Origin of the sequence: Mesorhizobium sp. C372A, from assembly GCF_030323245.1 — a bacterium.
Classification (GTDB): domain Bacteria; phylum Pseudomonadota; class Alphaproteobacteria; order Rhizobiales; family Rhizobiaceae; genus Mesorhizobium.
In genome coordinates this window covers 766,393-786,723 of sequence record NZ_CP100475.1, presented here as the reverse complement: position 1 = coordinate 786,723, position 20,331 = coordinate 766,393, and the positions used below count along the sequence as shown (strand labels likewise).

Below are 20,331 nucleotides of genomic sequence, written 5' to 3'. Positions count from 1 at the left end.
CCTAGCGATCAAGCAGCGCCTGCAGCGTTTCGATGCGGTCGGCTTCGGCGGTCGGCTTGTCCCAGCGCAGCCGTGAGATGCGGGGAAATCGCATCGCAACGCCGGATTTGTGGCGAGTCGAACGGTTGAGACCTTCGAACGCCACCTCCAGCACCAGGCCTTGGCTGCGGTCGGCGCGCACCGAGCGCACCGGGCCGAAACGCTCGACCGTATTGTCGCGGACAAATTTGTCGATCTGCTTCAACTCCTCGTCGGTGAAGCCGAAATAGGCCTTGCCGACCGGCACCAATTCCTCCGCGCCTTCCGGCCCCGACCAGACGCCGAACGTATAGTCGGAATAAAAGCTCGACCGCTTGCCATGGCCGCGCTGCGCATACATCAGCACAGCATCGACCGTGTGCGGATCGCGCTTCCACTTGAACCACGGCCCTTTCGGCCGTCCCGCGAGATAGGGCGAATCCCAGCGCTTCAGCATCACGCCTTCGATAATCGGGTGCGGCGGCGCGCGGCGCAGTTCCTCCAGCGTTTGCCAATCCCGGAATTCGACGAATGGCGACAGATCGAAACGGTGCGGGTCCAGCGTTGTGATGAAGGCCTCAAGACGGGCCCGCCGCTCGCGGAAAGGTAGCGCGCGCAAATCTTCGCCGTTGATCTGCAGCGCATCGTAGCAGCGCATGAAGGCCGGGTATTGCTGCTGTATCTTCGGGGCCACGCTCTTGCGATTGAGCCGCTGTTGCAGGTCCGAAAACGTGCCGGTCGCCGCGGGCTCGCCGACCAGCAATTCGCCGTCGAGCGCGGCGGAAAAATTCATCGCCTGGGCGAGATCGGGGAATGCGCCGGACACATCGTCGCCGGTGCGCGAATAGAGCCGGCGCACGCCGCCCTCGCACACCGCCTGAACGCGGATGCCGTCCCATTTCCATTCCGCGCCATAGGCGGCCGGATCGAGCTTTTCGAGGTCGCCGTCGCCGACCGGGTTCGACAGCATCACCGGACTGAACAGGGCAAGTGCGGTCCGCTTCGGCTTCTCGGCCTTGCCTTCCAGCCACGCGAACAGCGAGATATAGGGCGGCGTCAGCCCGTGCCACAGCTCCTCGATCTCGGCGACATCGACCTTGCCGAAATCGGCCAGCGCCTGTTTGGCCAGCCGCGCCGAAACGCCGATGCGCAAGCCGCCGGTGACCAGCTTGATGATGGCAAAGCGCGCCGAAATGCCGGCGCTGTCGAGCAGCCCGGCCAGCACCTTGGGTCCGTCGGAGCGGCTCGCCGCCTGCAGCGTCGCCACGACATCGCCAAGCGTCGGCTCCCGGTTGGGGATATGTCCCGGCGTTTGCGGCCAGACCAGCGAGACGGTTTCGGCAAGGTCGCCGACATAGTCGTAGGAATAGCCGAACAGCACCGGATCCATGCGCTCGGTGACCAGCGTGCGCAGCATCGCCGGCTTGACCGCCGCAATGTTGAGGTCGCCAGTGATAGCCGCCAGCGCCAGCCCGCGGTCGGGGTCCTCGACGCTGCGGAAATAATCGACGAGCAGTGTCAGCTTGCCATTGCGCGACGGCGTCAGCACCAGGCGGTCGAGGAGTTCGGCAAAGCGGTTCATGGATGCAAGGACCGCGTTGACGGCAGAGGTTTGCGCTCTGGCACACCCCCCTCTGTCCTGCTGGACATCTCCCCCGCAAGGGGGGAGATTGGCAGCCTTGATCTTGCCGCCCATCTTGCGAGGTTGGCGATTGGCGAAAGCGGAGGTGACATCTGATCTCCCCCCTTGCGGGGGAGATGGCCGGCAGGCCAGAGGGGGGTGGGAAGGATCGCCGCGCCGGCGATTTCTGGATCAAAAATCACCATCAATCGCCCTCGTCCTCATAGCCCACAAGGTGCAGTGGCGTGGCGGCGATGCCTTCCAGCTCGCACCAGCGCACCAGCGCTTCCTCGCGGCCGTGCGTCACCCAGATTTCGCCGGCGCCCGTCTCCTTGACGGTAGCGGTCAGTTCATCCCAGTCGGCATGGTCGGAAATGATCAGCGGCAGTTCGACGCCGCCTTGCTTGGCGCGCTGGCGGATGCGCATCCAGCCCGAGGCGAAGCATGAGATCGGGTCGGGAAAGCGCCGCGCCCAGCGGTCCGCGAAGGCCGATGGCGGGCCGACAACGATGGCCCCAGTGAAATCCTGCTTGCCGCCGCTGTCGACGGTTGCCGGCTCCAGCGTGCCGAGGTCGATGCCCTGGCTCTGGTAATATTCGCTGAGCTTGGCCAGCGCGCCGTGGATATAGATCGGCCTGTCATAACCGGCATCGCGCAGCAGCCGCATCACCCGCTGTGCCTTGCCCAGCGCATAGGCGCCGACCAGATGCGATCGCTCGGGAAACTGCGCCGCCGATTTGAGCAGCCGGGCGATCTCCTCCGTGTCGGGCGGATGGTGAAACACCGGCAGGCCGAAGGTCGCCTCGGTGATGAAGACGTCGCATTGGACCGGTTCGAACGGTGCGCAGGTCGCGTCCTTCTGGCGCTTGTAGTCGCCGGAGGCGACGATGCGCCTGCCCTTGTGCTCGACCGCGATCTGCGCCGAGCCCAGCACATGGCCGGCCGGATGGAAGGTGACGCTGACATCGCTCAGCGCCATCGCTTCGCCAAGCACGGCCGCTTGCGTTGTCCCGGCAAAATCCTCGCCATAACGCAACCCCATAATGTCGAGCGTCTGCTGCGTCGCCAGCACCGAACGATGGCCGGATCGGGCATGGTCGGAATGGCCATGCGTGATCAACGCCCGGTTGACTGGCCGCACCGGGTCGATGAAGAAATCGCCGCATGGGCAATAAAGGCCTTCAGGCCGGGGATGGAGCAGGTCGCTGGCGCGCATCCAGTCAAGATAGTGGCTAATTCCAGCGCGGGAAGCCTGTTGCAAGAGACTGCTGACTCGGCCTACAGCCAGCCACCGGCCGCATCAGCCGGCGGGGCCATCGCCATGCAACCGCTGAAAATCTCGTCCGGCGACCTGACCGCCGACCGTCGCGCCGACTATGCCGAGATGCTTTTCGGCTCGGGCGAGCACGCGGCAGCGGCGGAGCTGCTGCTCGGCGCGCTGGAACTGGCGCCGCAATGGGCGGCGGGCTGGTTCCGTCTTGGCGAGATGCAGGAGACGGCCGAGCGGCTCGACGTGGCGGCTCAAGCCTGGGCGACGGCGCTGAAACTCGACCCGGCGGATCGCCTTGGCGCTGCGCTGAAGCTGCAACTCATCGGCAAGGCGCCGGCTGCCGCGGCGCCACCCAGCGCCTTCGTCGAAACGCTGTTCGACCACTATGCCGAAACTTTCGAGGATTCGCTGGTCGGCAAGCTCGGCTACCGGCTGCCGGAGTTTCTCGATCGCGCCATTCGAGCGGCAAGGGCGGGCCGCTTTTCGCTGGCGCTCGACCTTGGTTGCGGCACCGGCCTGATGGGCGAGAAACTGCGGCCGGTCGCCGAACGGCTGGAGGGCTACGACATCTCCGCCGCCATGCTGAAAAAGGCCCGCGCCAAAGGCGTCTACGATCTGCTCGCCAAGGCCGATCTGCAGCATTTTGCCTATGCCGGGCCGAAAGCCGATCTGGTGGTGGCGGCCGACGTGTTCATCTATGTCGGCGCGCTCGATCGCGTGATGAAGACCGTCGCGGGCATTCTGGCCACCAATGGCCTGTTTGCCTTTTCCGTCGAAAAGCCAGCCAAGGGCGGGGCGGGCGGCGACGCCGGTTTCGCGCTGCAGCCGTCTCGTCGCTACGCCCATTCTCAAGCCTATGTCGAGCGGGTGCTTGCCGCAAACGGCCTGTCGGTGCTGTCGATGCAGCCGACCGTCATCCGCTGGGATCGCCGCCAGCCGGTCGACGGGCTTGCCGCGCTGGCGGTGCCCTCGTCCAAGGGTTGATGTCTCGTCTTGTTCGAAAACGTGAATAGGATTTTTGCGGCTGGCGCGGCATCAGGTAGGATACAAGCCGGGAAAAGCCCTCGGCAGGCATTGAGGAGGAACACATGCGCTGGAACATGATGGTCTTGGTGTCTTGCCTGGCAATGACCGGCTGCATGGGCAGTTCGATGTCGGAGCGGCAGGACCAGGACGTGCAATCGTCGCTGCAATATGACAACGTGCCTTGCGACCAGTTGCTGGCGCAGCGCAACGAACTGGCGCAGCAATACCATCTGTCGACGGACGCCAAGCCGAGCTTCTCCAATCCGGCGATGGGCTTCGGCCCGTTCACGCCGGATATGCGCTCCAAAAGCAAGCGCGATACCGACCTGGCAAGTGGCAAGATCGACGCCATGAACCGCTCGATCGTCCGCCGCGACTGCGGCAAGCCCAACAAACAGAAGAAGTTCACCCTGCCGAGCTGAACCTGAACTTCCTCAGTACCCCGCCTTGCGGTCGACCACGTTATCAAGCTTTTCGCCGCGCTCGAAGGCATCCATCTGCCGCAACATGCTCGGCGCCAGGTGGACAGGGTCGGAGGTCGCCGCCGCGTGCGGCGTCACGAACACTTTCGGGTGACTCCAAAGCGGACTGGTCTTCGGCAGCGGCTCGACCTCGAACACGTCGAGGCTCGCCTCCTTCAGCGTGCCGTCGTCCAGCGCTCGCAAGATGTCGGCGTCCTTCTGCAGCCGGCCGCGCCCGGCATTGATCAGCACCGAGCCGCCGAGGCCGTTTCGCTTGCGCAATTCCTTCAGCACGCCGTAATTGATGATGCCGTGCGTGTCCGGCGTCAGCGGCAACAGCACCACCAGTATGTCGGTGGCGTTGAGGAAGGGGATCAGCCCGGCCTCTCCGGCATAGGTCGCAACGCCTTTCATGGCCTTGTCGCTCCGCGACCAGCCATTGACGGCAAAGCCGAGCGACAACAGCACCGATGCCGCCGCGCGGCCGAGATTGCCGAGCCCCATAATGCCGACCGAGATGTCACCGGCCGGCCGCTGCGGCGGTTCGTGCCAGGTCTTCTTCGGCTGCTGCGCACGATAGAGCATGCCCTGGCGGTGATGGTCGAGCACGCGCCAGACGACATATTCGGTCATGTACTGCGTCAGGTTCTCGGCGACCACTTTGACGATCGGCACATCGGGCAGGCCGGGATCGGCGAAGATGTGGTCGACGCCGGCGCCGATCGAGAAGATTGCGCGCAGATTGGGCAGCGATTTCAGTAGGTTCGGCTTCTGCTTCCACACCACCGCATAGGTGATCGACGGATCCGAAGCGCCGTCCGGCTCCAGCACCACTTCGCGCTCGGCCGACAGCAGCTCGCGCCAGCGCTGCGGATGAAAGCCGGTGACGGCAAGCAGGATTTTGCCTTTTTCCATTTGCGGATTGTATTCCCTGTTATTCGCTGACGATACCGACCGGCGCCGTCTCGATCTTGAACGCGGCCGAGATCAGCGCCTTCGTATAGTCGGTCTGCGGCCGCTCGAAAATCTGTTCGGAAGGGCCGGCTTCGACGATCTTGCCATTGCGCATGACGATGACGTCATTGGCAAGGGCGCGAATGACTTTCAGATCGTGGCTGATGAACAGATAGGCAAGGTCGTGCCTGGCCTGCAGATTGCGTAAGAGGTCGACCACTTGCGCCTGCACGCTCATGTCGAGCGCCGAGGTCGGTTCGTCCAGCATGACGAAGCGTGGATTGAGCACCATGGCGCGCGCAATGGCGACGCGCTGGCGCTGGCCGCCGGAGAATTCATGCGGATAGCGGTTCCTGGTCGCCGGATCGAGCCCGACCTCCTTCAGCACGGCGACGACCTTGTCGTCGCGTTGATCGGGCGACAGCTTCGGCTCGTGGATCTTCAAGCCTTCCTCGATGATCTCCGAGACCGACATGCGCGGGCTGAGCGAGCCGAACGGGTCCTGGAAAACGATCTGCAACTCGCGGCGCAGCGGCCGCATGGCGTTGAAGGAAAGCTGGTTGATGTCGCTGCCATTGAACTGGATGGTGCCGGTCGATGAGATCATCCGCGCCAGCGCCAGCCCGAGCGTCGTCTTGCCGGAGCCGGATTCGCCGACGACGCCTAGCGTCTGGCCGGCGCGTACGGTGACGTCGATTCCGTCAACAGCCTTCACATTGTCGACGGTGGTGCGAAAGAAACCCTTTTTGATCGGGAACCAAACCTTGATGTCCTTGCCGGTCATAACCGGTTTGGCGGCGTCGTTGGCGGCCGGCGGCTTGCCCTTCGGCTCGGCGGCCAGGAGGTGCTTGGTATAAGCGTGCTGCGGGTTGGCGAAGATGTCCCTGGTCGGCCCGGTCTCGACGATCTTGCCTTTGGTCATCACGCAGACGCGGTCGGCGATCTTTCTGACAATGCCGAGATCATGGGTGATGAACAGCATTGACATGCCCTTGCGGCTCTTCAGCCCCGCCAGCAATTCGAGGATCTGCGCCTGGACAGTGACGTCGAGCGCCGTCGTCGGCTCGTCGGCGATCAGCAGTTCAGGCTCGTTGGCCAGCGCCATGGCGATCATGACGCGCTGGCGTTGGCCGCCGGACAGCTGGTGCGGATAGGCGTCGAGCCGCTTTTCCGGTTCGCGAATGCCGACCTCGTTGAGCAGCGCCAGCGTGCGCGCCTTGGCCTGGCGGTCGCCCATGCCCTGATGCAGCGCCAGGATCTCGACGATCTGCTGCTCGATCGTGTGCAGCGGATTGAGCGAGGTCATCGGCTCCTGGAAGATCATGGTGATCTTGTTGCCGCGCACGCTGCGCAACTGCTTTTCGTTCATCGCCAAAAGGTCGGCGCCCTGGAACAGGATCTTGCCCGAGGGATGGCTGGCCGTCGGGTAGGGCAGAAGCTTCAGCACCGACAGCGCCGAGACCGATTTGCCGGAACCGGATTCGCCCACAAGCGCCACCGTCTCGCCCTTGGCGAGATCGAAGGAGATGTGGTCGACGGCGGTCGACTCGTTGCCGCCTTGGGTGAAGGCAACGCTGAGATCGCGGACGGAGAGCAGGAGTTCGCTGCTCATCGGAACGCCTTGCGCGGGTCGAAAGCATCGCGCGTTGCTTCACCGATGAACACCAACAGCGACAGCATCAGCGAGATGACGATGAAGCCCGATATACCGAGCCAGGGGGCATTGAGGTTACTCTGCGCCTGTTTTAGCAGTTCGCCGAGCGACGCGGTGCCGGGCGGCAGGCCGAAGCCGAGATAGTCGAGCGAGGTCAGTGTCGAGATCGAGGCGCTGACCAGAAAAGGCATGAAGGTCAGCGTCGCCACCATGGCATTGGGCAGAAGATGGCGCAGCATGATGGTGCGGTTGGACACACCAAGCGCGCGGGCCGCGTTGACATATTCGAAGTTGCGCGCGCGCAGGAATTCGGCGCGCACCACGCTGACAAGCGACGTCCAGGAGAAGAGCAGCATCAGCCCGAGCAGGATGAAGAAGCCCGGCGGCAGGATGGCAGCGACGATCAGCAGCAGATACAGCAGCGGTATCGCCGACCAGATTTCTATGAAGCGTTGAAAGAGAAGGTCGGTCCAGCCGCCGAAATACCCTTGCAGCGCGCCGGCGGCGACGCCGATAACCGACGAACCCGCGGTCAGGATCAACCCGAACAGCACGGAAATCCTGAACCCGTAGATGATGCGCGCCAGCACGTCGCGCGCCTGGTCGTCGGTACCCAGCCAGTTCCAGTTGCCGACAATGCAGTCAGGATCGGCAGCGCCTTGCGGATATTGGCTGCATCGCCTCTGCGCGTCGTATTCCCATGACGGTTTTGCGGGAGCGGCGTCGGGGATCGCATTGTTGACGGTGCGGTAGGAATAGCGGATTGGCGGCCAGATCATCCAGCCATTGGCGTTGATCTCGTCGCGGATGACCGGGTCGCGATAGTCGGTGACGGCGTAGAAGCCGCCGAATTTTTCCTCGGGGTAGGCGACCGCCACCGGGAACAGGATCTCGCCTTTGTAGTAGGCGACGATCGGTCTGTCGTTGGCGATCAGTTCGGCAAACAGCGACAGCACGAACAGAGCGAGGAATATCCACAACGACCAGTAGCCGCGCCTGTTGGCCTTGAAGTTCTGCCAGCGCCGCTTGTTGAGCGGCGACAGCCAGGGGCGGGCGATCCTTGTCGGTGTGATCTCGGCTGCAGCCTGCGTCATCAGACGTCTCTCCGCTCGAAATCGATGCGCGGATCGACCCATGTGTAGATCAGGTCGGACAACAGCGTCACGAACAGGCCAAGTAGCGAAAATATATAGAGGTTGGCGAACACGACCGGATAGTCGCGCGCCAACACGGACCTGAAACCGAGCAGCCCGAGACCGTCGAGGGAAAAGATGTTCTCGATCAAAAGCGAGCCGGTGAAAAAGGCCGAGATGAAGGCCGCTGGAAAGCCGGCAATGACGATCAGCATTGCGTTGCGGAACACATGTCCGTAAAGCACCCGCCGCTCCGACAGGCCCTTGGCACGGGCCGTCACCACATACTGTTTGCGTATCTCTTCCAGGAAGGAGTTCTTGGTCAGCAGCGTCGTCGTCGCGAAGGCCGACAGCACCAGCGCCGTCAGCGGCAAGGTCATGTGCCAGAAATAATCGACGATCTTGTCAGGCCACGACAATTGGTCCCAATTGTCGGAGACGATGCCGCGCAGTGGGAACCAGTCCCAGAAGGAGCCGCCCGCGAACAGCACCATCAGCAATATGCCGAACAGGAAGGCCGGTATGGCATAGCCGACGATGATCACGCCGCTGGTCCAGACGTCGAAGGCGGAGCCGTCCTTGACCGCCTTGCGGATGCCAAGGGGAATCGAGATCAGATAGGACAACAGCGTGATCCACAGCCCAAGCGAGATCGACACCGGCATCTTTTCCAGGATCAGATCGAGCACCGAGATGTCACGGAAATAGCTGTCGCCGAAATCGAAGCGGACATAGTTCCACAGCATCATGCCGAAGCGTTCGAGCGGTGGTTTGTCGAAGCCGAACTGCTTTTCCAGCTTCTTGATGAATTCAGGATCGAGCCCTTGCGCGCCGCGGTACTTCGAACCGACATCGCCGGCCACATCGAAATTGCCGCCGCCTCCTGCATCGCCGCCGCCGCTGCCGAGGCGGTCGCTGCCGCCCTGGTTGGTCAGGCTGGCGATGACCTGCTCGACCGGTCCACCCGGTGCGAATTGAGTGACGACGAAAGCAACAGCCATGATGCCGAACAGGGTCGGTATCATCAGCAGGATACGGCGCAGTATGTAGGCGCCCATCAGCTTTCACCCTCCCCCTTGTGGGGAGGGTCGATCCGCGAAGCGGAGCGGGGTGGGGGTAGTCTCGATCCGGCGTACGCCGTCACACCCCCACCCCGGTTCGCCATTCGCGCTGCGCACGAAGTGCTCACCGACCCTCCCCACGAGGGGGAGGGTAAAGTGCCGCGCAACAGCCTACCCTTTGCCAATTTTTGCCGCCTTGCCCTTGTCGACCCACCACAGCGCTTCGACCGGGAAGTCGAAATCGGGTTTCCGCTCGGAAAAACCGAACATGTCCCAATAGGCGCTTCGATGATTCGCCAGGAACCAACTTGGAATCCAATCCCTCCGTGCACGCAAGACCCGGTCGAGCGCGCGCATGGCAATTGTCAGGCTTTCGCGACCCTCGGCGGCACCTGCGGCGTCAACCAGGGCGTCGATGGCCGGGCTCGACGTTCCCGGCAGATTGCGAGAGCCCGATACGGTAGCTGCTCGCGAATGGAAAATGGTTTCGAGGTCATCACGGGTTGGCGTCGCCGGAAACGAGGCCGCGACCGAGACGAGGTCGTAGTCGAACGAATTCTGCCGCAGCTGATATTGCGCGGCATCCACCAGCCGGATCGAGGCATCGATGCCGACCGCCTTCATGTTTTCGACCCAGGGCGAGTAGACCTGTTCGAAGACTTCGTCGTCGACAAGAAACTCTGCGGACAACCGACCACCCTTGTCGTTCACGACGAAATTGCCGGACCGTTTCCAGCCGGCCTCGGCCAGAAGCTTGGCCGCCTTGCCAAGCAACTGCCGGTCGCGGCCGGAGCCGTTCGACGCGTCCTGGATCACGGCTTCGCCAAAAGCCTCGGCGGGAATCTGCTCACGCAGCGGCTCAAGAAGAGCCAATTCTTGTGGCGACGGTCTGCCCTCGGCGCGAAATTCGGATTTCTCGAAGCAGGATTGCGAGCGCTCATAGGAACCGTAGAAGAAATTGCGCCGCGTCCATTCGAAGTCGAAGCACAGCCCGATCGCCTGCCGCACGCGCGAGTCGCGAAACTGCTCGCGCCGCTGGTTGACGGCGGTGCCCTGCATCGAAGGCACCGTTTCGGCCGGGAATTCGTGCTTCACCACCTTGCCGGCAGTGAAGGCTGGGAAGTCGTAGCCGGTCGCCCAGACGCGCGAGGTGAATTCCTCCCTGTAGAGGATTTCTCCCTTCTTGAACGCTTCGAAGGCAACGCTACGGTCCTGATAGAACTCAACGCGAATCCGCTGAAAATTGTTCTGGCCGCGATTGACCGGCAGGTCGTTGCCCCAATAATCAGCCACACGCTCATATTCGATCCAGGCCCCTGCCGACCAGCGACCGACCTTGTAGGCGGCTGACCCCAACGGCGGGTTCATCTGCGAGGAATCGAACGGGTTGGTCGTGTAGAACGCCTTCGACAGGACCGGGAACTCGACGACGTTGAGGATGGTGCGGCTTGTCTGCTTGCCGGAAAACCTAAGCTGCAGCGTGTGGGCATCCACGGCAATCCCGTCATCCAGATGCGTTAGCGGCAGGGAATAGTACGGGTGCCCCTTGTCCTTGAGCAGCTTGAAGGTGAAGGCGGCATCCTCTGCGGTCAATGGCGTGCTGTCATGGAAGCGGGCCTGCGGGCGCAGCGAGAAGGTGAAGTCGTTGCGGTCGTCGGAAATCGTCACGCCGTCAGCGATCAGCCCGTAAACGGCGTCAGGTTCGTCGTACGCTCTCACCATCAGTGAATCGAAGCACATCTCCGTGCGCTGGGGCGAATCGCCTTTGGGGACGAACGAATTCAGCGTGTTGAAGGTCAGCGGCGTCTGGTTGGCAAGCCAGTTGCGCGGCAGGAAGTTGAAGACGCCACCTTGCGGCGCATCGACATTGACATAGTCGAAATGAGTGAAGTCCGGCTTGTATTTGAGGTCGCCGAAAGCCGACAGTCCATGCAGTTTCACGCGGGTTGGGCTGGCGGCGAAAGCCTTGCCCGGCAGCAGCGCAGCAACAGCCGCGGCGCCACTGAGGGCCAGGAAATCGCGGCGAGGGAGCCCCGCCATCAATTGCTGCCCTTGTACTTGGCGGCCAGGGCCTTTTCCTTGTCCGCATCGATCCACCAGGAATCGATATCGGCGCCACGGTAGCCGGGCTGCTTTTCCGGAATGCCGAACTTGTTCCAGTAAGCCAGCCACACAACGGCGCGATAGTATTGCGGCACCACATAGTAATTCCACAGCAGCACGCGATCGAGCGCATGGGTGGTGGCGACGAGGTCATCGCGATCCGTGGCAAAAATGATGCGGTCGACAAGGGCGTCAACGACCGGGTTCTTGATGCCGGAATAATTGCGCGATGCCGGTGTGCCGGCGGACTTGGAGCTCCAAAAATCGCGCTGCTCGTTGCCGGGCGATTCCGACTGTTGGAGCTGTCCTGTGATGACGTCGTAATCGAAATTTCTGACGCGGTTGGTGTACTGGCTCGGGTCGACGATGCGCAGTGTCGCATCGACGCCGATCTTGCGCAGATTGGCGATCCAGGGGCTGGAAATGACCTGGTCGGTTTCATTCGAGCCTAGGATTTCAAACTTGAATGGCTCGCCGGTCTTGGCGTTGACCATCTTGCCGCCCTTGATCACCCAGCCGGCCTGGGCGAACAGGTCGACCGCCTGCTTCAGATATTTGCGCTCCGCCTGCGGCGAATCGTAGACCGGCAACTTGAATTCCTGGGTGAATACTTCCGGCGGCAGCTTGTCGCGGTACTTCTCCAGGATCTCCAATTCCTTGCCTTGCGGCAAGCCGCTAGAGGCTAGGTCCGTGCCCTGGAAATAGCTGTGGGTGCGAGTGTTGAAACCGAAGAACAGCGTGCGGTTCATCGATTCGAAATCGAACGGGTAGGTGAGCGCGGCCCTGACCAGACGATCGGCAAACAACCTATGTCTCTGGTTGAGCATGAAAGCCTGCATCGGCTCGGGCGAGGTGGTCTTGAACTCCTGCTTGATCACATCGCCGGCCTTGATCGCCGCGAAATCATAAAATGTCGCCCAGCGCTTCGAGCTGTTTTCCGGCTTGATATCGTCGAGGCCACCTTTCTTGAACGCCTCCCAGGAGGCGTTGTCGTCAAGAATGTAGGTGAAGTGCTGCGTGTCGAAATTCTCCCGGCCGATCTTCACAGCCAGCTTGGCGCCCCAATAGTCGGGGACGCGCTGCCAGACGATTTCCGACCCCGCCTTGAAGCTGGCGATCTTGTATGCAGCCGAGCCCAGCGGCGGCTCCAGCGTCCCCTTGGTGATGTCGCGCTTCTTGCCATTGTCGTCGGTGCCTTCCCACCAATGCTTGGGCAGCACGACAAGGTCGCCGAGGATCTTGGGCAGTTCGCGATTGCCCTTCTGGTCGAAGTGGAACTCGACCTCACGGTCCGAGACAGCGACGGCGTCGGTGACGTTTTCGAAATAGCGGCTGTACATCGGGCTGTTGGCCTTCAGCACCTGGAACGACCAGATCACGTCGTCAGTGGTGATCGGCTGTCCGTCATGCCATTTCGCCCGTGGGTCGAGCCGGTAGGTGGCCGAGGAATAGTCGGTAGGGTACTTGTAGGCATCGGCGATGAGCGGGTGGCTGACGCTGCCTTCGTCAGTCGCTTGATCCATGAGCGTGTCGTAGAGCAGGCCGCCGCCAAATGGCTGCAGGCCGGCCGCCGGCGAGCCCTGCACGACGTAGGGATTGAAGCTGTCGAACGTGCCGGAAACGACCGAATTGTAGGTACCGCCCTTCGGTGCATCCGGATTCACATAATCGTAGCGCTGGAAGTTCTCGCCATATTTGGAGGGGCCGATCAGCGAAGAGGTGGTGTGCCATTCCTGGGGGAAGGATGCCTGCAGGCCGCCTGCGAGGGCGCCCACAACCAGAAAGGACCTCAGAAGCGTTCGGCCAACCGTCATGCGTTCTCCTCGTCGCGATGCCCGGCAATCCTAAATGATTTGACGCCGGTGAAAACCGCCATGCGGCGGCTTTGTCGCCGCATATGCGATTTTCCTAACAAAAAGCCGGGCTGAACCCGGCTTTTTTGAGGTCATGGAGATGACAATTCGGTTATTTGGCGAGCGCCGGTGCCGGCGTCGCAGGGGCTGGAGCTGCACCTTCAGCCGGCTTGGCCGGAGCGGCACCCTCGGCCGGCTTGGCCGGCGCCGTTGCATCGGCGGCGGCACCTGGCGTCGGCAGCGGCTTCGGGCTATCCGACAGCGTGCGCAGATAGGCAATGACGTTGGCGCGGTCCTCGTCCTTCGGCAGGCCGGCAAAGCCCATCGCCGTGCCCTTCACGAATTTCTTCGGCGAGGTGATGAAGTGGTTGAGATTGTCATAGGTCCACTTCTCGGCGCCGCCCTTGGAAAACTCCTTCATGCCGGCCGAATAGGCAAAGCCCTCATGCTCGGCGACGGGGCGGTCGACGATGTCCCAGAGATCCGGGCCGACCTTGTTGGGGCCGCCTTTTTCGCCGGAATGGCAGGCCTGGCATTTCTTAAAGACGGCCGCACCTTGCTCGACATTGGCGGTGGCCAAAAGGTCGGCGATCGGCTTCGCCTCTGCTGCGGGTCCGGCGGCGCCGCCTTCGGCAGGCTCCGTCGCCTCGATGGCAAAGCCGGGTTTTTCCGGCGCCGGCGAGGCAAACAGGGCGTCGGACACCAAACCGACCGAGAAGACGACGAAACAGGTTCCAAGCAACCCGGCGAGCAGTTTGTTGACTTCGTTGGAATCCATACGCCCCAGGGCTCCCTTTTCCGGCGGACCTCTCCGTCCACTCCGTCCGTCGGTATCGTGACCCACCCCGTCGAGCCGGTCAAATCGGGCGGAAACTAGGTCTTTTGCTTGGGCGTTGCAACACCTATAAGGGCGCTTCCAGTGAGACCTTTTGCCACTTTCCCCATCCTCTTTCGAACGCCTTGCAACCTCGATGTCCACGCTCATCCTGATCCCGGCCCGCATGGCCTCGACGCGCCTGCCGGGCAAGCCGCTGGCCGACATAGCCGGCGCGCCGATGATCGTCCATGTCGCCCGCCGCGCCGCTGAGGCTGGGCTTGGCCGGGTAGTGGTGGCAACCGACACGCGCAACGTGGCCGAAGCGGTGCGCGCGCACGGTTTCGAGGCGGTGATGACGCGCACCGACCACGAATCCGGTTCCGACCGTATCTTCGAGGCGCTGACCGCCCTCGACCCCGATCGCAAGGTCGAAACCATCGTCAATGTGCAGGGCGACCTGCCGACCATCGATCCCAAGATCATCGGTGCGGCGCTGAAACCGTTCGAGGACGCTGCGGTCGACATCGCCACGCTCGGCGTCGAGATCGTCCGCGACGAGGAAAAGGCCAACCCCAACGTCGTCAAGATCGTCGGTTCGCCGTTGTCGGCGACGCGGCTGAAGGCGCTCTATTTCACCCGCGCCACCGCGCCCTGGGGCGAGGGGCCGCTCTATCACCATGTCGGCCTCTACGCCTATCGGCGCTCAGCCCTCGAACGCTTCGTCGCGCTAAAACCTTCGCCGCTCGAACGGCGCGAGCGGCTGGAGCAGTTGCGGGCGGTGGAGGCCGGTATGCGCATCGATGCCGAGATCGTGCAATCGCTGCCGCTGGGCGTCGACACGCCGGAAGACCTCGAACGCGCCCGACAAATTCTTTCCTGAGACCTTCAACCTGAGATATCGGCATGCCTGACAAGACCAACAGAATAGCCTTCCAAGGCGAACCGGGCGCCAATTCCGACACCGCCAGCCGCAACATGTTCCCTTCGATGGAGCCGTTGCCGTGCCCCACCTTCGAGGATGCCTTCAACGCGGTCGAGACCAACAAGGCCGACCTCGCCATGATCCCGATCGAAAACACCATCGCCGGCCGCGTCGCCGACATTCATCATCTCTTGCCGGAATCGAAACTCCACATCGTCGGCGAGTATTTTCTGCCGATCCACTTCCAGCTGATGGTGCTGCCAGGCGTCAAACGCGAAGAGATCAAGACCGTGCACAGCCATATCCATGCGCTGGGACAGTGCCGCAAATACATCCGCAAGAACGGTTGGAAGCCGGTGATCGCCGGCGACACGGCGGGCTCTGCGAAGCTGGTCTCGGAGCTCAAGGACCGCAGCATGGCCTCGCTGGCGCCTGCGCTCGCCGCAGAACTCTATGGCCTCGACATCATCGAGAAGAATGTCGAGGACACGGACTCGAATGTCACCCGCTTCGTCGTCCTGACCAAGGACAAGCGGTTGGCCGAACGGCCCTCGGCCGACACCAAGATGATGACGACCTTCATGTTCCGTGTCCGCAACGTGCCGGCTGCGCTCTACAAGGCAATGGGCGGTTTCGCCACCAACGGCGTCAACATGACGAAGCTGGAGAGCTATCAACTGGGCGCCTTCACCGCGACGCTGTTCTACGCCGATATCGAGGGCCATCCCGACGATCCACTGGTCAAGCTGGCGCTGGACGAACTGCGCTTCTTCTCGCGCGAAGTGCGCATTCTGGGTGTCTATCCCGCCAGCGAGTCGCGCGAGCAGTGGAAGGTCGCGGACTAAGGTTCCCCTAAACCAGAAGGGTCAGCGGCACATAGTCGATTTCCATGAAGGTTTCGACTTCCGGGATCCAGCGGTCGCGCACGAAGGCAACGTGGTCGGGATGCTCGTTATATCTGGTGTAGGCGGCCTGATCGACGAACTCCATCGAGAAGCCGAAGTGGTAGTCGTTCTTCGGGCTGACTTGCCGCAGCGGCTCGAAATGGGTGACGCCCTTGATTGCGCTGAGAATGCGCTTGGCATCGGAGAGGAACCGCTTTTCCTCCAGCGAGTACTGCGGGTGCTTCAGGGTGAAAACCACGGTGTGACGGATCATTTTTTGCTCCCGTTAAGCAATTCCAGGAAAAGTGTGAAGCGGTTTTCCGTCCGGAATTGCGTAAAATAACAAGTCTTATTCGCTGTCGACCCAGGCGCGGATCAGATGATGCGCGATCGCGCCTTTCGGCGGCGTGACCAGATTGTCCTTGTGCGTCCTCTCCAGCATGGAACGCACCTCGTCGCGAAAAAACCAGCGGCAATCTTCCAACTCGTTGAGATCGGCCTGGATGTCGTCATTGAGCGGTTCGCCGAAACAGCCGATCATCAGCGAATAGGGGAACGGCCAGGGTTGGCTGGCATGGTAGACGACGCGGCCGAGCCGGATGCCGGCTTCCTCCAGCGTTTCGCGGCGCACCGCCGCCTCGATCGTCTCGCCCGGCTCGATGAAGCCGGCAAGCGCCGAGTACATGCCGGGCCCGAAATGCCGGCCGCGGCCGAGCAGGCATTTTTCCCGCGTCGCCGTCAGCATAATCGCCACCGGATCGGTGCGTGGAAAGTGCTCGGTGCCGCAATTTGGGCAATGGCGCTTGTAGCCGCCGGCCCGCATGTGCGATTCATGGCCGCATTTGCTGCAGAAGCGATGGGTGGCATGCCAGGCAAGCAGGGCGGCGCCTTGCGCCAGCGCGCCCGCTGCCGCCTCGTCGATCAGCCCCTGCATATAGACCGAGCGATAATCGATCGCCTTCATGGTCTCCGGTAGCTGTTCGGGATCGAGGCCGACCGGCACGGCAAGTACCGGGCCGCTCTCGGCAAAGCCAAGCAGCACGCCTTGTGCGAGTGATGGCTGCAGCTTCTGGCCCTCAGCCAGATCGAACCAAGGGTCGAAGCTGCCATCGTGCAATTTCAGATACAGCCGTCCGCCATGCATCGGCAAAAAACGTGCCGAGGGATCGGCCAACGCCTTTTCGACGGAATCGTCGGCGCGGTTCTCGGATTGCCGATCAATCGTGTTTCCGGCGAAGCCGACGAACTGGCTCGGTTCGCGCAAGGGCGCGTCAAAAAGGCGAAAGGTCATGGAAGCTCGAACGTCTAGGAATGGACACAGGCGGCTTATAGCGCCGCCTTGATCTGTTGCGCAAACTGGCGGATGCCTGAACGCTCATAGGGCTCGCGCATGCCGTGCCCCCACACCGGCCCCGGCCAGCCCGGATCGCCTTCCGAGCGGGCGATGACATGGACATGCAATTGCCGAACGATGTTGCCGAGCGCGCCGGTGTTGATCTTGGTGCAGCCCGTGGTTCTTTTCAGCGCCTGCGCCACCATGTTGGTTTCGAAGGTCAACATCGCCTGGTCGAGCGGCGTCATGTCGTGGATTTCTTCGGCCCCCGGCCGCTGCGGCACCAGGACCAGCCATGGCCAGCGGCTATCGTTCATCACCCTGAGCTCGCACAGGCCGAGCCACATCAGCTGCTCGCTATCCGCCTCCAGCCTGGAGTCGAGCGTGAATCCGGCCTTGAGGCCCGGTAGCATTGGCGTTTCCCTTGCGCTTCTCACATTACTCCCAAACTCATGACGCTAGAGCGGCTGCACGGGGGCTGCAAGCGATTCATTGAGCGGCGGAGTTCACGGGCATCCGATTCTCAATGCACCCTTGCATTTGATCGCTGAATTGCCGATATGGAACGCGGGAGGTTGGTGGTGGACGATCCACTCGCCAACCGGGTCAGGTCCGGAAGGAAGCAGCCCTAACGAGCCCGGAACGGGTCATTGTTCCAGCCTCCCACCTCATCGGCCCCTCTCGCGACATTGACGACGCATTGCAGCGCGGGCGAGACTATTGGAGCAATTCCAGGGAAAGTGTGAGCGGTTTCCCGTCCGGAATTGCGTTAAAGCAAAGGGTAGAGCGGTTTGCCGTTTCAGAAGACGGTGAAACGATCTAGCAGGAATCGGCTACGCTGAGACGCGGCCTTTTGGAGCTTTACGGGCGAATGAGCGAAGCCGGAAATTCGAACCCCGAAAACCTGGAGAAGCAAAAGGCCGTCGCCTATCGCGTGCTGGCGCGCAAATATCGTCCGTCGAATTTCTCCGAACTGATCGGCCAGGAGCCGATGGTCCGCACTTTGACCAACGCTTTCTCCACAGGCCGCATCGCCCAGGCCTGGATGCTGACCGGCGTGCGCGGCGTCGGTAAGACCACGACGGCGCGCATCCTGGCACGGGCGCTCAACTACAAGACGCCGACGGTCGACCATCCCTCGGTCGACCTCGCCTTCCTGGGCGAGCACTGCCAGGCGATCATGGAAGGCCGCCATGTCGACGTCATCGAGATGGACGCCGCGTCGCATACCGGCATCGACGACATCAGGGACATTATCGAGCGCGTGCGCTATGCCCCGGTGTCGGCGCGCTACAAAGTCTACATCATCGACGAAGTGCACATGCTCTCCACCCAGGCCTTCAACGGCCTGTTGAAGACGCTGGAAGAGCCGCCGCCGCACGTCAAATTCATCTTTGCCACCACCGAAATCCGCAAAGTGCCGATCACCGTGCTGTCGCGCTGCCAGCGTTTCGACCTGAGACGCATCGATGCCGGCGCACTGGTCGCGCACCTCTCCTCGATTGCCGGCAAGGAAGGCATATCGGTCGACGACGACGCGCTGGCGATGATCGCGCGCGCCGCCGAAGGCTCGGCCCGCGATTCGCTCTCCATCCTCGACCAGGCAATCGCCCATGGCGGCGGCGCCGTCAGCGCCGAAGCGGTGCGCGCCATGCTGGGTCTCGCCGACCGCGCCCGCATCGTCGACCTGTTCGAACATGTCATGAAGGGCGATGTGGCGGCCGCCCTTGCCGAATTCCGCAACCAGTACGACACCGGCGCCGATCCGGCTGCCGTGCTGACCGATCTGGCCGAATTCAACCACCTCGTCACCCGCCTGCGCTTCGTGCCGACGGCTGCTGACGACGCTTCCCTGTCCGAGGATGAGCGCCGCCGCGGCGCCGACTTCGCCAGCACGCTGTCGGTCAAGGTTCTGTCGCGAACCTGGCAGATGCTCTTGAAAGGCATTCCCGAGGTGCAGTCGTCCAACCGACCGGTCAGCGCCGGCGAGATGGTGCTGATCCGGCTGGCGCATGCCGCCGACCTGCCGACGCTGGACGAGGCGCTGAAATCTCTAGAGAGCGGCGCTCCGGCGTCCGGTGGTGCATCACGCCCGAATGATGCGCCGGTAAATGCCGGCAATGGCGGCGGCGCCAGCGCGGTAGCGCAGACCCGGATGCCGTCCGGGCCAGCCGGTGCGCAAACCATGCGATTGGTCGACGCGCCCCCGGTCGCCTTTGTCGCGCCTCCGCAGCCGGTCGTCGAGCCGCAATCGCCGCCGCTGAAATCGCTGGCCGATATTGTCGCTCTTGCCGACGCGCAGCGTGACATCGCCTTCAAGGTGCTGGTCAAGAGCTGTATTCGCCTGGTGCGCATCGAGCCCGGCCGTATCGACGTCGGCCTGACCGCCGATGCGCCCAAGATGCTGCTCAACGACTTGACGACGAAGCTGCGCGCCTGGACCGGCCGCAACTGGCTGGTGTCATTGTCGAAGGAAGAGGGCGGCCAAACGCTGGCCGAGATGGAATCGACCAGGCGCGAGACTGCTTTCTCCGACGCGAAAAGCGATCCGGCTGTGGCCGCCATCCTGGCGCGCTTTCCCGGCGCCAAGATTATCGACGTGCGCATTCCCGACGCGCCGGAAGTCGACACCGACAAGGCCGAAGCGCCGGTCGAGCCGCCATCCGACGACGACGAAACCTGACCATAGCCACGAATCCGCAAAGGACCCGACCATGAAAGATCTTCTCGGCCTGATGGGCAAGGCGAAGGAAATGCAGGCCAAGTTCCAGGCCATGCAGGACGAGATCGCGACGATTGAAGCAAGCGGGCAGGCGGGCGGCGGGCTGGTCAATGTCACGCTGACCGGCAAGTTCGAAATGAAGTCGCTGAAGATCGATCCGTCGCTGTTCAAGGAGGACGAGGTCGAGATTCTCGAAGACCTGCTGCTGGCCGCTCACAATGACGCCAAAAATAAGGTCGAGCAGATTATGCAGGAGAAGACCAAGGCGCTGACGGCAGGCTTGCCGATCCCGCCCGGAATGAAATTGCCGTTCTGAGCCGGCCCAACCAGTTAATTGATTATGAAGGGAAATCGGCTGCGGAGGCTGTTGTTAAGACTTTCTCGGGCTTTGCTCACGGACATATCCGGGCATTTATAAAGTTTTACCTATGCTGCACGAAAGCTAATCCTTTAGCCATCTTTTTGCCTTTAAGAGTCTCATTCTTGCCACATCTCGGGG

General features: G+C 62.4%; 18 protein-coding genes and 1 other RNA gene. 7 read left to right on the top strand and 12 right to left on the bottom strand.

All coding sequences use genetic code 11. The annotated features are described in order from the left end of the window. Position 1 precedes the first annotated feature (1 nt). Together NLY42_RS03585 and NLY42_RS03580 are read right to left on the bottom strand one after the other, a co-directional pair. Positions 2-1,600, bottom strand: a complete 1,599-nt coding sequence (locus NLY42_RS03585; protein WP_023755180.1) for a cisplatin damage response ATP-dependent DNA ligase — start codon at positions 1,598-1,600, stop codon at positions 2-4. Between the two features lie 244 nt (positions 1,601-1,844). Then, positions 1,845-2,855 (bottom strand): ligase-associated DNA damage response exonuclease, encoded by a 1,011-nt coding sequence (locus NLY42_RS03580; RefSeq protein WP_023669503.1) that lies wholly within the window; start codon positions 2,853-2,855, stop codon positions 1,845-1,847. Positions 2,856-2,960: 105 nt separating this feature from the next. On the opposite strand from NLY42_RS03580, the gene NLY42_RS03575 reads away from it, so the two are divergent. Both NLY42_RS03575 and NLY42_RS03570 read left to right on the top strand, forming a co-directional pair. Continuing rightward, entirely contained in the window at positions 2,961-3,893 is a 933-nt protein-coding gene (locus NLY42_RS03575) for a class I SAM-dependent DNA methyltransferase (RefSeq protein ID WP_023755179.1), read from the top strand. Between the two features lie 104 nt (positions 3,894-3,997). Continuing rightward, positions 3,998-4,357, top strand: coding sequence for a hypothetical protein (locus tag NLY42_RS03570; RefSeq protein ID WP_023669505.1), 360 nt, complete (start codon positions 3,998-4,000; stop codon positions 4,355-4,357). A gap of 12 nt (positions 4,358-4,369) precedes the next feature. Here the strand turns inward: NLY42_RS03570 and NLY42_RS03565 are convergent, their stop codons facing one another. The 7 genes from NLY42_RS03565 to NLY42_RS03535 all read right to left on the bottom strand — a co-directional run bounded on the left by NLY42_RS03565 (position 4,370) and on the right by NLY42_RS03535 (position 13,932). Then, positions 4,370-5,311, bottom strand: coding sequence for a 2-hydroxyacid dehydrogenase (locus tag NLY42_RS03565; RefSeq protein WP_023696755.1), 942 nt, complete (start codon positions 5,309-5,311; stop codon positions 4,370-4,372). Positions 5,312-5,330: 19 nt separating this feature from the next. Further along, on the bottom strand, positions 5,331-6,962 hold the full coding sequence (locus tag NLY42_RS03560; protein WP_023688772.1) for an ABC transporter ATP-binding protein: 1,632 nt from the start codon (positions 6,960-6,962) through the stop codon (positions 5,331-5,333). Beyond that, the gene (locus tag NLY42_RS03555) at positions 6,959-8,098 is read right to left on the bottom strand and encodes an ABC transporter permease (protein ID WP_023682037.1); all 1,140 of its coding nucleotides are present in this window, start codon (positions 8,096-8,098) and stop codon (positions 6,959-6,961) included. The genes NLY42_RS03560 and NLY42_RS03555 overlap by 4 nt, the downstream gene beginning before the upstream one ends. Continuing rightward, positions 8,098-9,195 carry a microcin C ABC transporter permease YejB gene (locus NLY42_RS03550; RefSeq protein WP_023712587.1) on the bottom strand — a complete coding sequence of 366 codons (1,098 nt, stop codon included), beginning with the start codon at positions 9,193-9,195 and terminating at the stop codon, positions 8,098-8,100. Before NLY42_RS03550 ends, NLY42_RS03555 begins: the two co-directional genes overlap by 1 nt. A gap of 174 nt (positions 9,196-9,369) precedes the next feature. Then, the gene (locus NLY42_RS03545) at positions 9,370-11,238 is read right to left on the bottom strand and encodes an extracellular solute-binding protein (protein WP_023755178.1); all 1,869 of its coding nucleotides are present in this window, start codon (positions 11,236-11,238) and stop codon (positions 9,370-9,372) included. Further along, entirely contained in the window at positions 11,238-13,115 is a 1,878-nt protein-coding gene (locus NLY42_RS03540; protein ID WP_023725788.1) for an extracellular solute-binding protein, read from the bottom strand. Before NLY42_RS03540 ends, NLY42_RS03545 begins: the two co-directional genes overlap by 1 nt. 151 nt (positions 13,116-13,266) lie before the next feature. Further along, positions 13,267-13,932 carry a c-type cytochrome gene (locus NLY42_RS03535; protein ID WP_023755177.1) on the bottom strand — a complete coding sequence of 222 codons (666 nt, stop codon included), beginning with the start codon at positions 13,930-13,932 and terminating at the stop codon, positions 13,267-13,269. Between the two features lie 193 nt (positions 13,933-14,125). On the opposite strand from NLY42_RS03535, the gene NLY42_RS03530 reads away from it, so the two are divergent. Together NLY42_RS03530 and NLY42_RS03525 are read left to right on the top strand one after the other, a co-directional pair. Further along, positions 14,126-14,851, top strand: coding sequence for a 3-deoxy-manno-octulosonate cytidylyltransferase (locus NLY42_RS03530; protein WP_023669513.1), 726 nt, complete (start codon positions 14,126-14,128; stop codon positions 14,849-14,851). A 23-nt stretch (positions 14,852-14,874) separates the two neighbouring features. After that, positions 14,875-15,738, top strand: coding sequence for a prephenate dehydratase (locus NLY42_RS03525; protein ID WP_023696750.1), 864 nt, complete (start codon positions 14,875-14,877; stop codon positions 15,736-15,738). Positions 15,739-15,745: 7 nt separating this feature from the next. Here the strand turns inward: NLY42_RS03525 and NLY42_RS03520 are convergent, their stop codons facing one another. From NLY42_RS03520 to NLY42_RS03510, 3 genes are all read right to left on the bottom strand, one after another. After that, positions 15,746-16,051 (bottom strand): Dabb family protein, encoded by a 306-nt coding sequence (locus tag NLY42_RS03520; RefSeq protein ID WP_023669515.1) that lies wholly within the window; start codon positions 16,049-16,051, stop codon positions 15,746-15,748. A gap of 75 nt (positions 16,052-16,126) precedes the next feature. Further along, on the bottom strand, positions 16,127-17,068 hold the full coding sequence (gene nudC, locus NLY42_RS03515) for an NAD(+) diphosphatase (RefSeq protein ID WP_023755176.1): 942 nt from the start codon (positions 17,066-17,068) through the stop codon (positions 16,127-16,129). A 35-nt stretch (positions 17,069-17,103) separates the two neighbouring features. Continuing rightward, positions 17,104-17,523, bottom strand: a complete 420-nt coding sequence (locus NLY42_RS03510; RefSeq protein WP_023682032.1) for an HIT domain-containing protein — start codon at positions 17,521-17,523, stop codon at positions 17,104-17,106. A 157-nt stretch (positions 17,524-17,680) separates the two neighbouring features. Here NLY42_RS03510 and ffs point away from each other — a divergent pair. The 3 genes from ffs to NLY42_RS03495 all read left to right on the top strand — a co-directional run bounded on the left by ffs (position 17,681) and on the right by NLY42_RS03495 (position 20,148). Further along, positions 17,681-17,777, top strand: an RNA gene (ffs, locus tag NLY42_RS03505) — signal recognition particle sRNA small type. Between the two features lie 204 nt (positions 17,778-17,981). Continuing rightward, on the top strand, positions 17,982-19,793 hold the full coding sequence (locus NLY42_RS03500) for a DNA polymerase III subunit gamma/tau (RefSeq protein WP_023755175.1): 1,812 nt from the start codon (positions 17,982-17,984) through the stop codon (positions 19,791-19,793). Between the two features lie 31 nt (positions 19,794-19,824). Continuing rightward, on the top strand, positions 19,825-20,148 hold the full coding sequence (locus tag NLY42_RS03495; protein WP_023669519.1) for a YbaB/EbfC family nucleoid-associated protein: 324 nt from the start codon (positions 19,825-19,827) through the stop codon (positions 20,146-20,148). Positions 20,149-20,331: the final 183 nt, after the last annotated feature.

Excerpts from the sequence above, each read along its gene's own strand:
- NLY42_RS03500 (WP_023755175.1), top strand. The coding sequence starts at position 17,982 with ATGAGCGAAGCCGGAAATTCGAACCCCGAAAACCTGGAGAAGCAAAAG.
- NLY42_RS03565 (WP_023696755.1), bottom strand. The coding sequence starts at position 5,311 with ATGGAAAAAGGCAAAATCCTGCTTGCCGTCACCGGCTTTCATCCGCAG.
- NLY42_RS03510 (WP_023682032.1), bottom strand. The coding sequence starts at position 17,523 with ATGCTACCGGGCCTCAAGGCCGGATTCACGCTCGACTCCAGGCTGGAG.
- NLY42_RS03545 (WP_023755178.1), bottom strand. The coding sequence starts at position 11,238 with ATGGCGGGGCTCCCTCGCCGCGATTTCCTGGCCCTCAGTGGCGCCGCG.
- NLY42_RS03525 (WP_023696750.1), top strand. The coding sequence starts at position 14,875 with ATGCCTGACAAGACCAACAGAATAGCCTTCCAAGGCGAACCGGGCGCC.
- NLY42_RS03585 (WP_023755180.1), bottom strand. The coding sequence starts at position 1,600 with ATGAACCGCTTTGCCGAACTCCTCGACCGCCTGGTGCTGACGCCGTCG.
- NLY42_RS03535 (WP_023755177.1), bottom strand. The coding sequence starts at position 13,932 with ATGGATTCCAACGAAGTCAACAAACTGCTCGCCGGGTTGCTTGGAACC.
- NLY42_RS03580 (WP_023669503.1), bottom strand. The coding sequence starts at position 2,855 with ATGCGCGCCAGCGACCTGCTCCATCCCCGGCCTGAAGGCCTTTATTGC.
- NLY42_RS03520 (WP_023669515.1), bottom strand. The coding sequence starts at position 16,051 with ATGATCCGTCACACCGTGGTTTTCACCCTGAAGCACCCGCAGTACTCG.
- nudC (WP_023755176.1), bottom strand. The coding sequence starts at position 17,068 with ATGACCTTTCGCCTTTTTGACGCGCCCTTGCGCGAACCGAGCCAGTTC.
- NLY42_RS03570 (WP_023669505.1), top strand. The coding sequence starts at position 3,998 with ATGCGCTGGAACATGATGGTCTTGGTGTCTTGCCTGGCAATGACCGGC.
- NLY42_RS03575 (WP_023755179.1), top strand. The coding sequence starts at position 2,961 with ATGCAACCGCTGAAAATCTCGTCCGGCGACCTGACCGCCGACCGTCGC.
- NLY42_RS03540 (WP_023725788.1), bottom strand. The coding sequence starts at position 13,115 with ATGACGGTTGGCCGAACGCTTCTGAGGTCCTTTCTGGTTGTGGGCGCC.
- NLY42_RS03495 (WP_023669519.1), top strand. The coding sequence starts at position 19,825 with ATGAAAGATCTTCTCGGCCTGATGGGCAAGGCGAAGGAAATGCAGGCC.
- NLY42_RS03555 (WP_023682037.1), bottom strand. The coding sequence starts at position 8,098 with ATGACGCAGGCTGCAGCCGAGATCACACCGACAAGGATCGCCCGCCCC.
- NLY42_RS03550 (WP_023712587.1), bottom strand. The coding sequence starts at position 9,195 with ATGGGCGCCTACATACTGCGCCGTATCCTGCTGATGATACCGACCCTG.
- NLY42_RS03530 (WP_023669513.1), top strand. The coding sequence starts at position 14,126 with ATGTCCACGCTCATCCTGATCCCGGCCCGCATGGCCTCGACGCGCCTG.
- NLY42_RS03560 (WP_023688772.1), bottom strand. The coding sequence starts at position 6,962 with ATGAGCAGCGAACTCCTGCTCTCCGTCCGCGATCTCAGCGTTGCCTTC.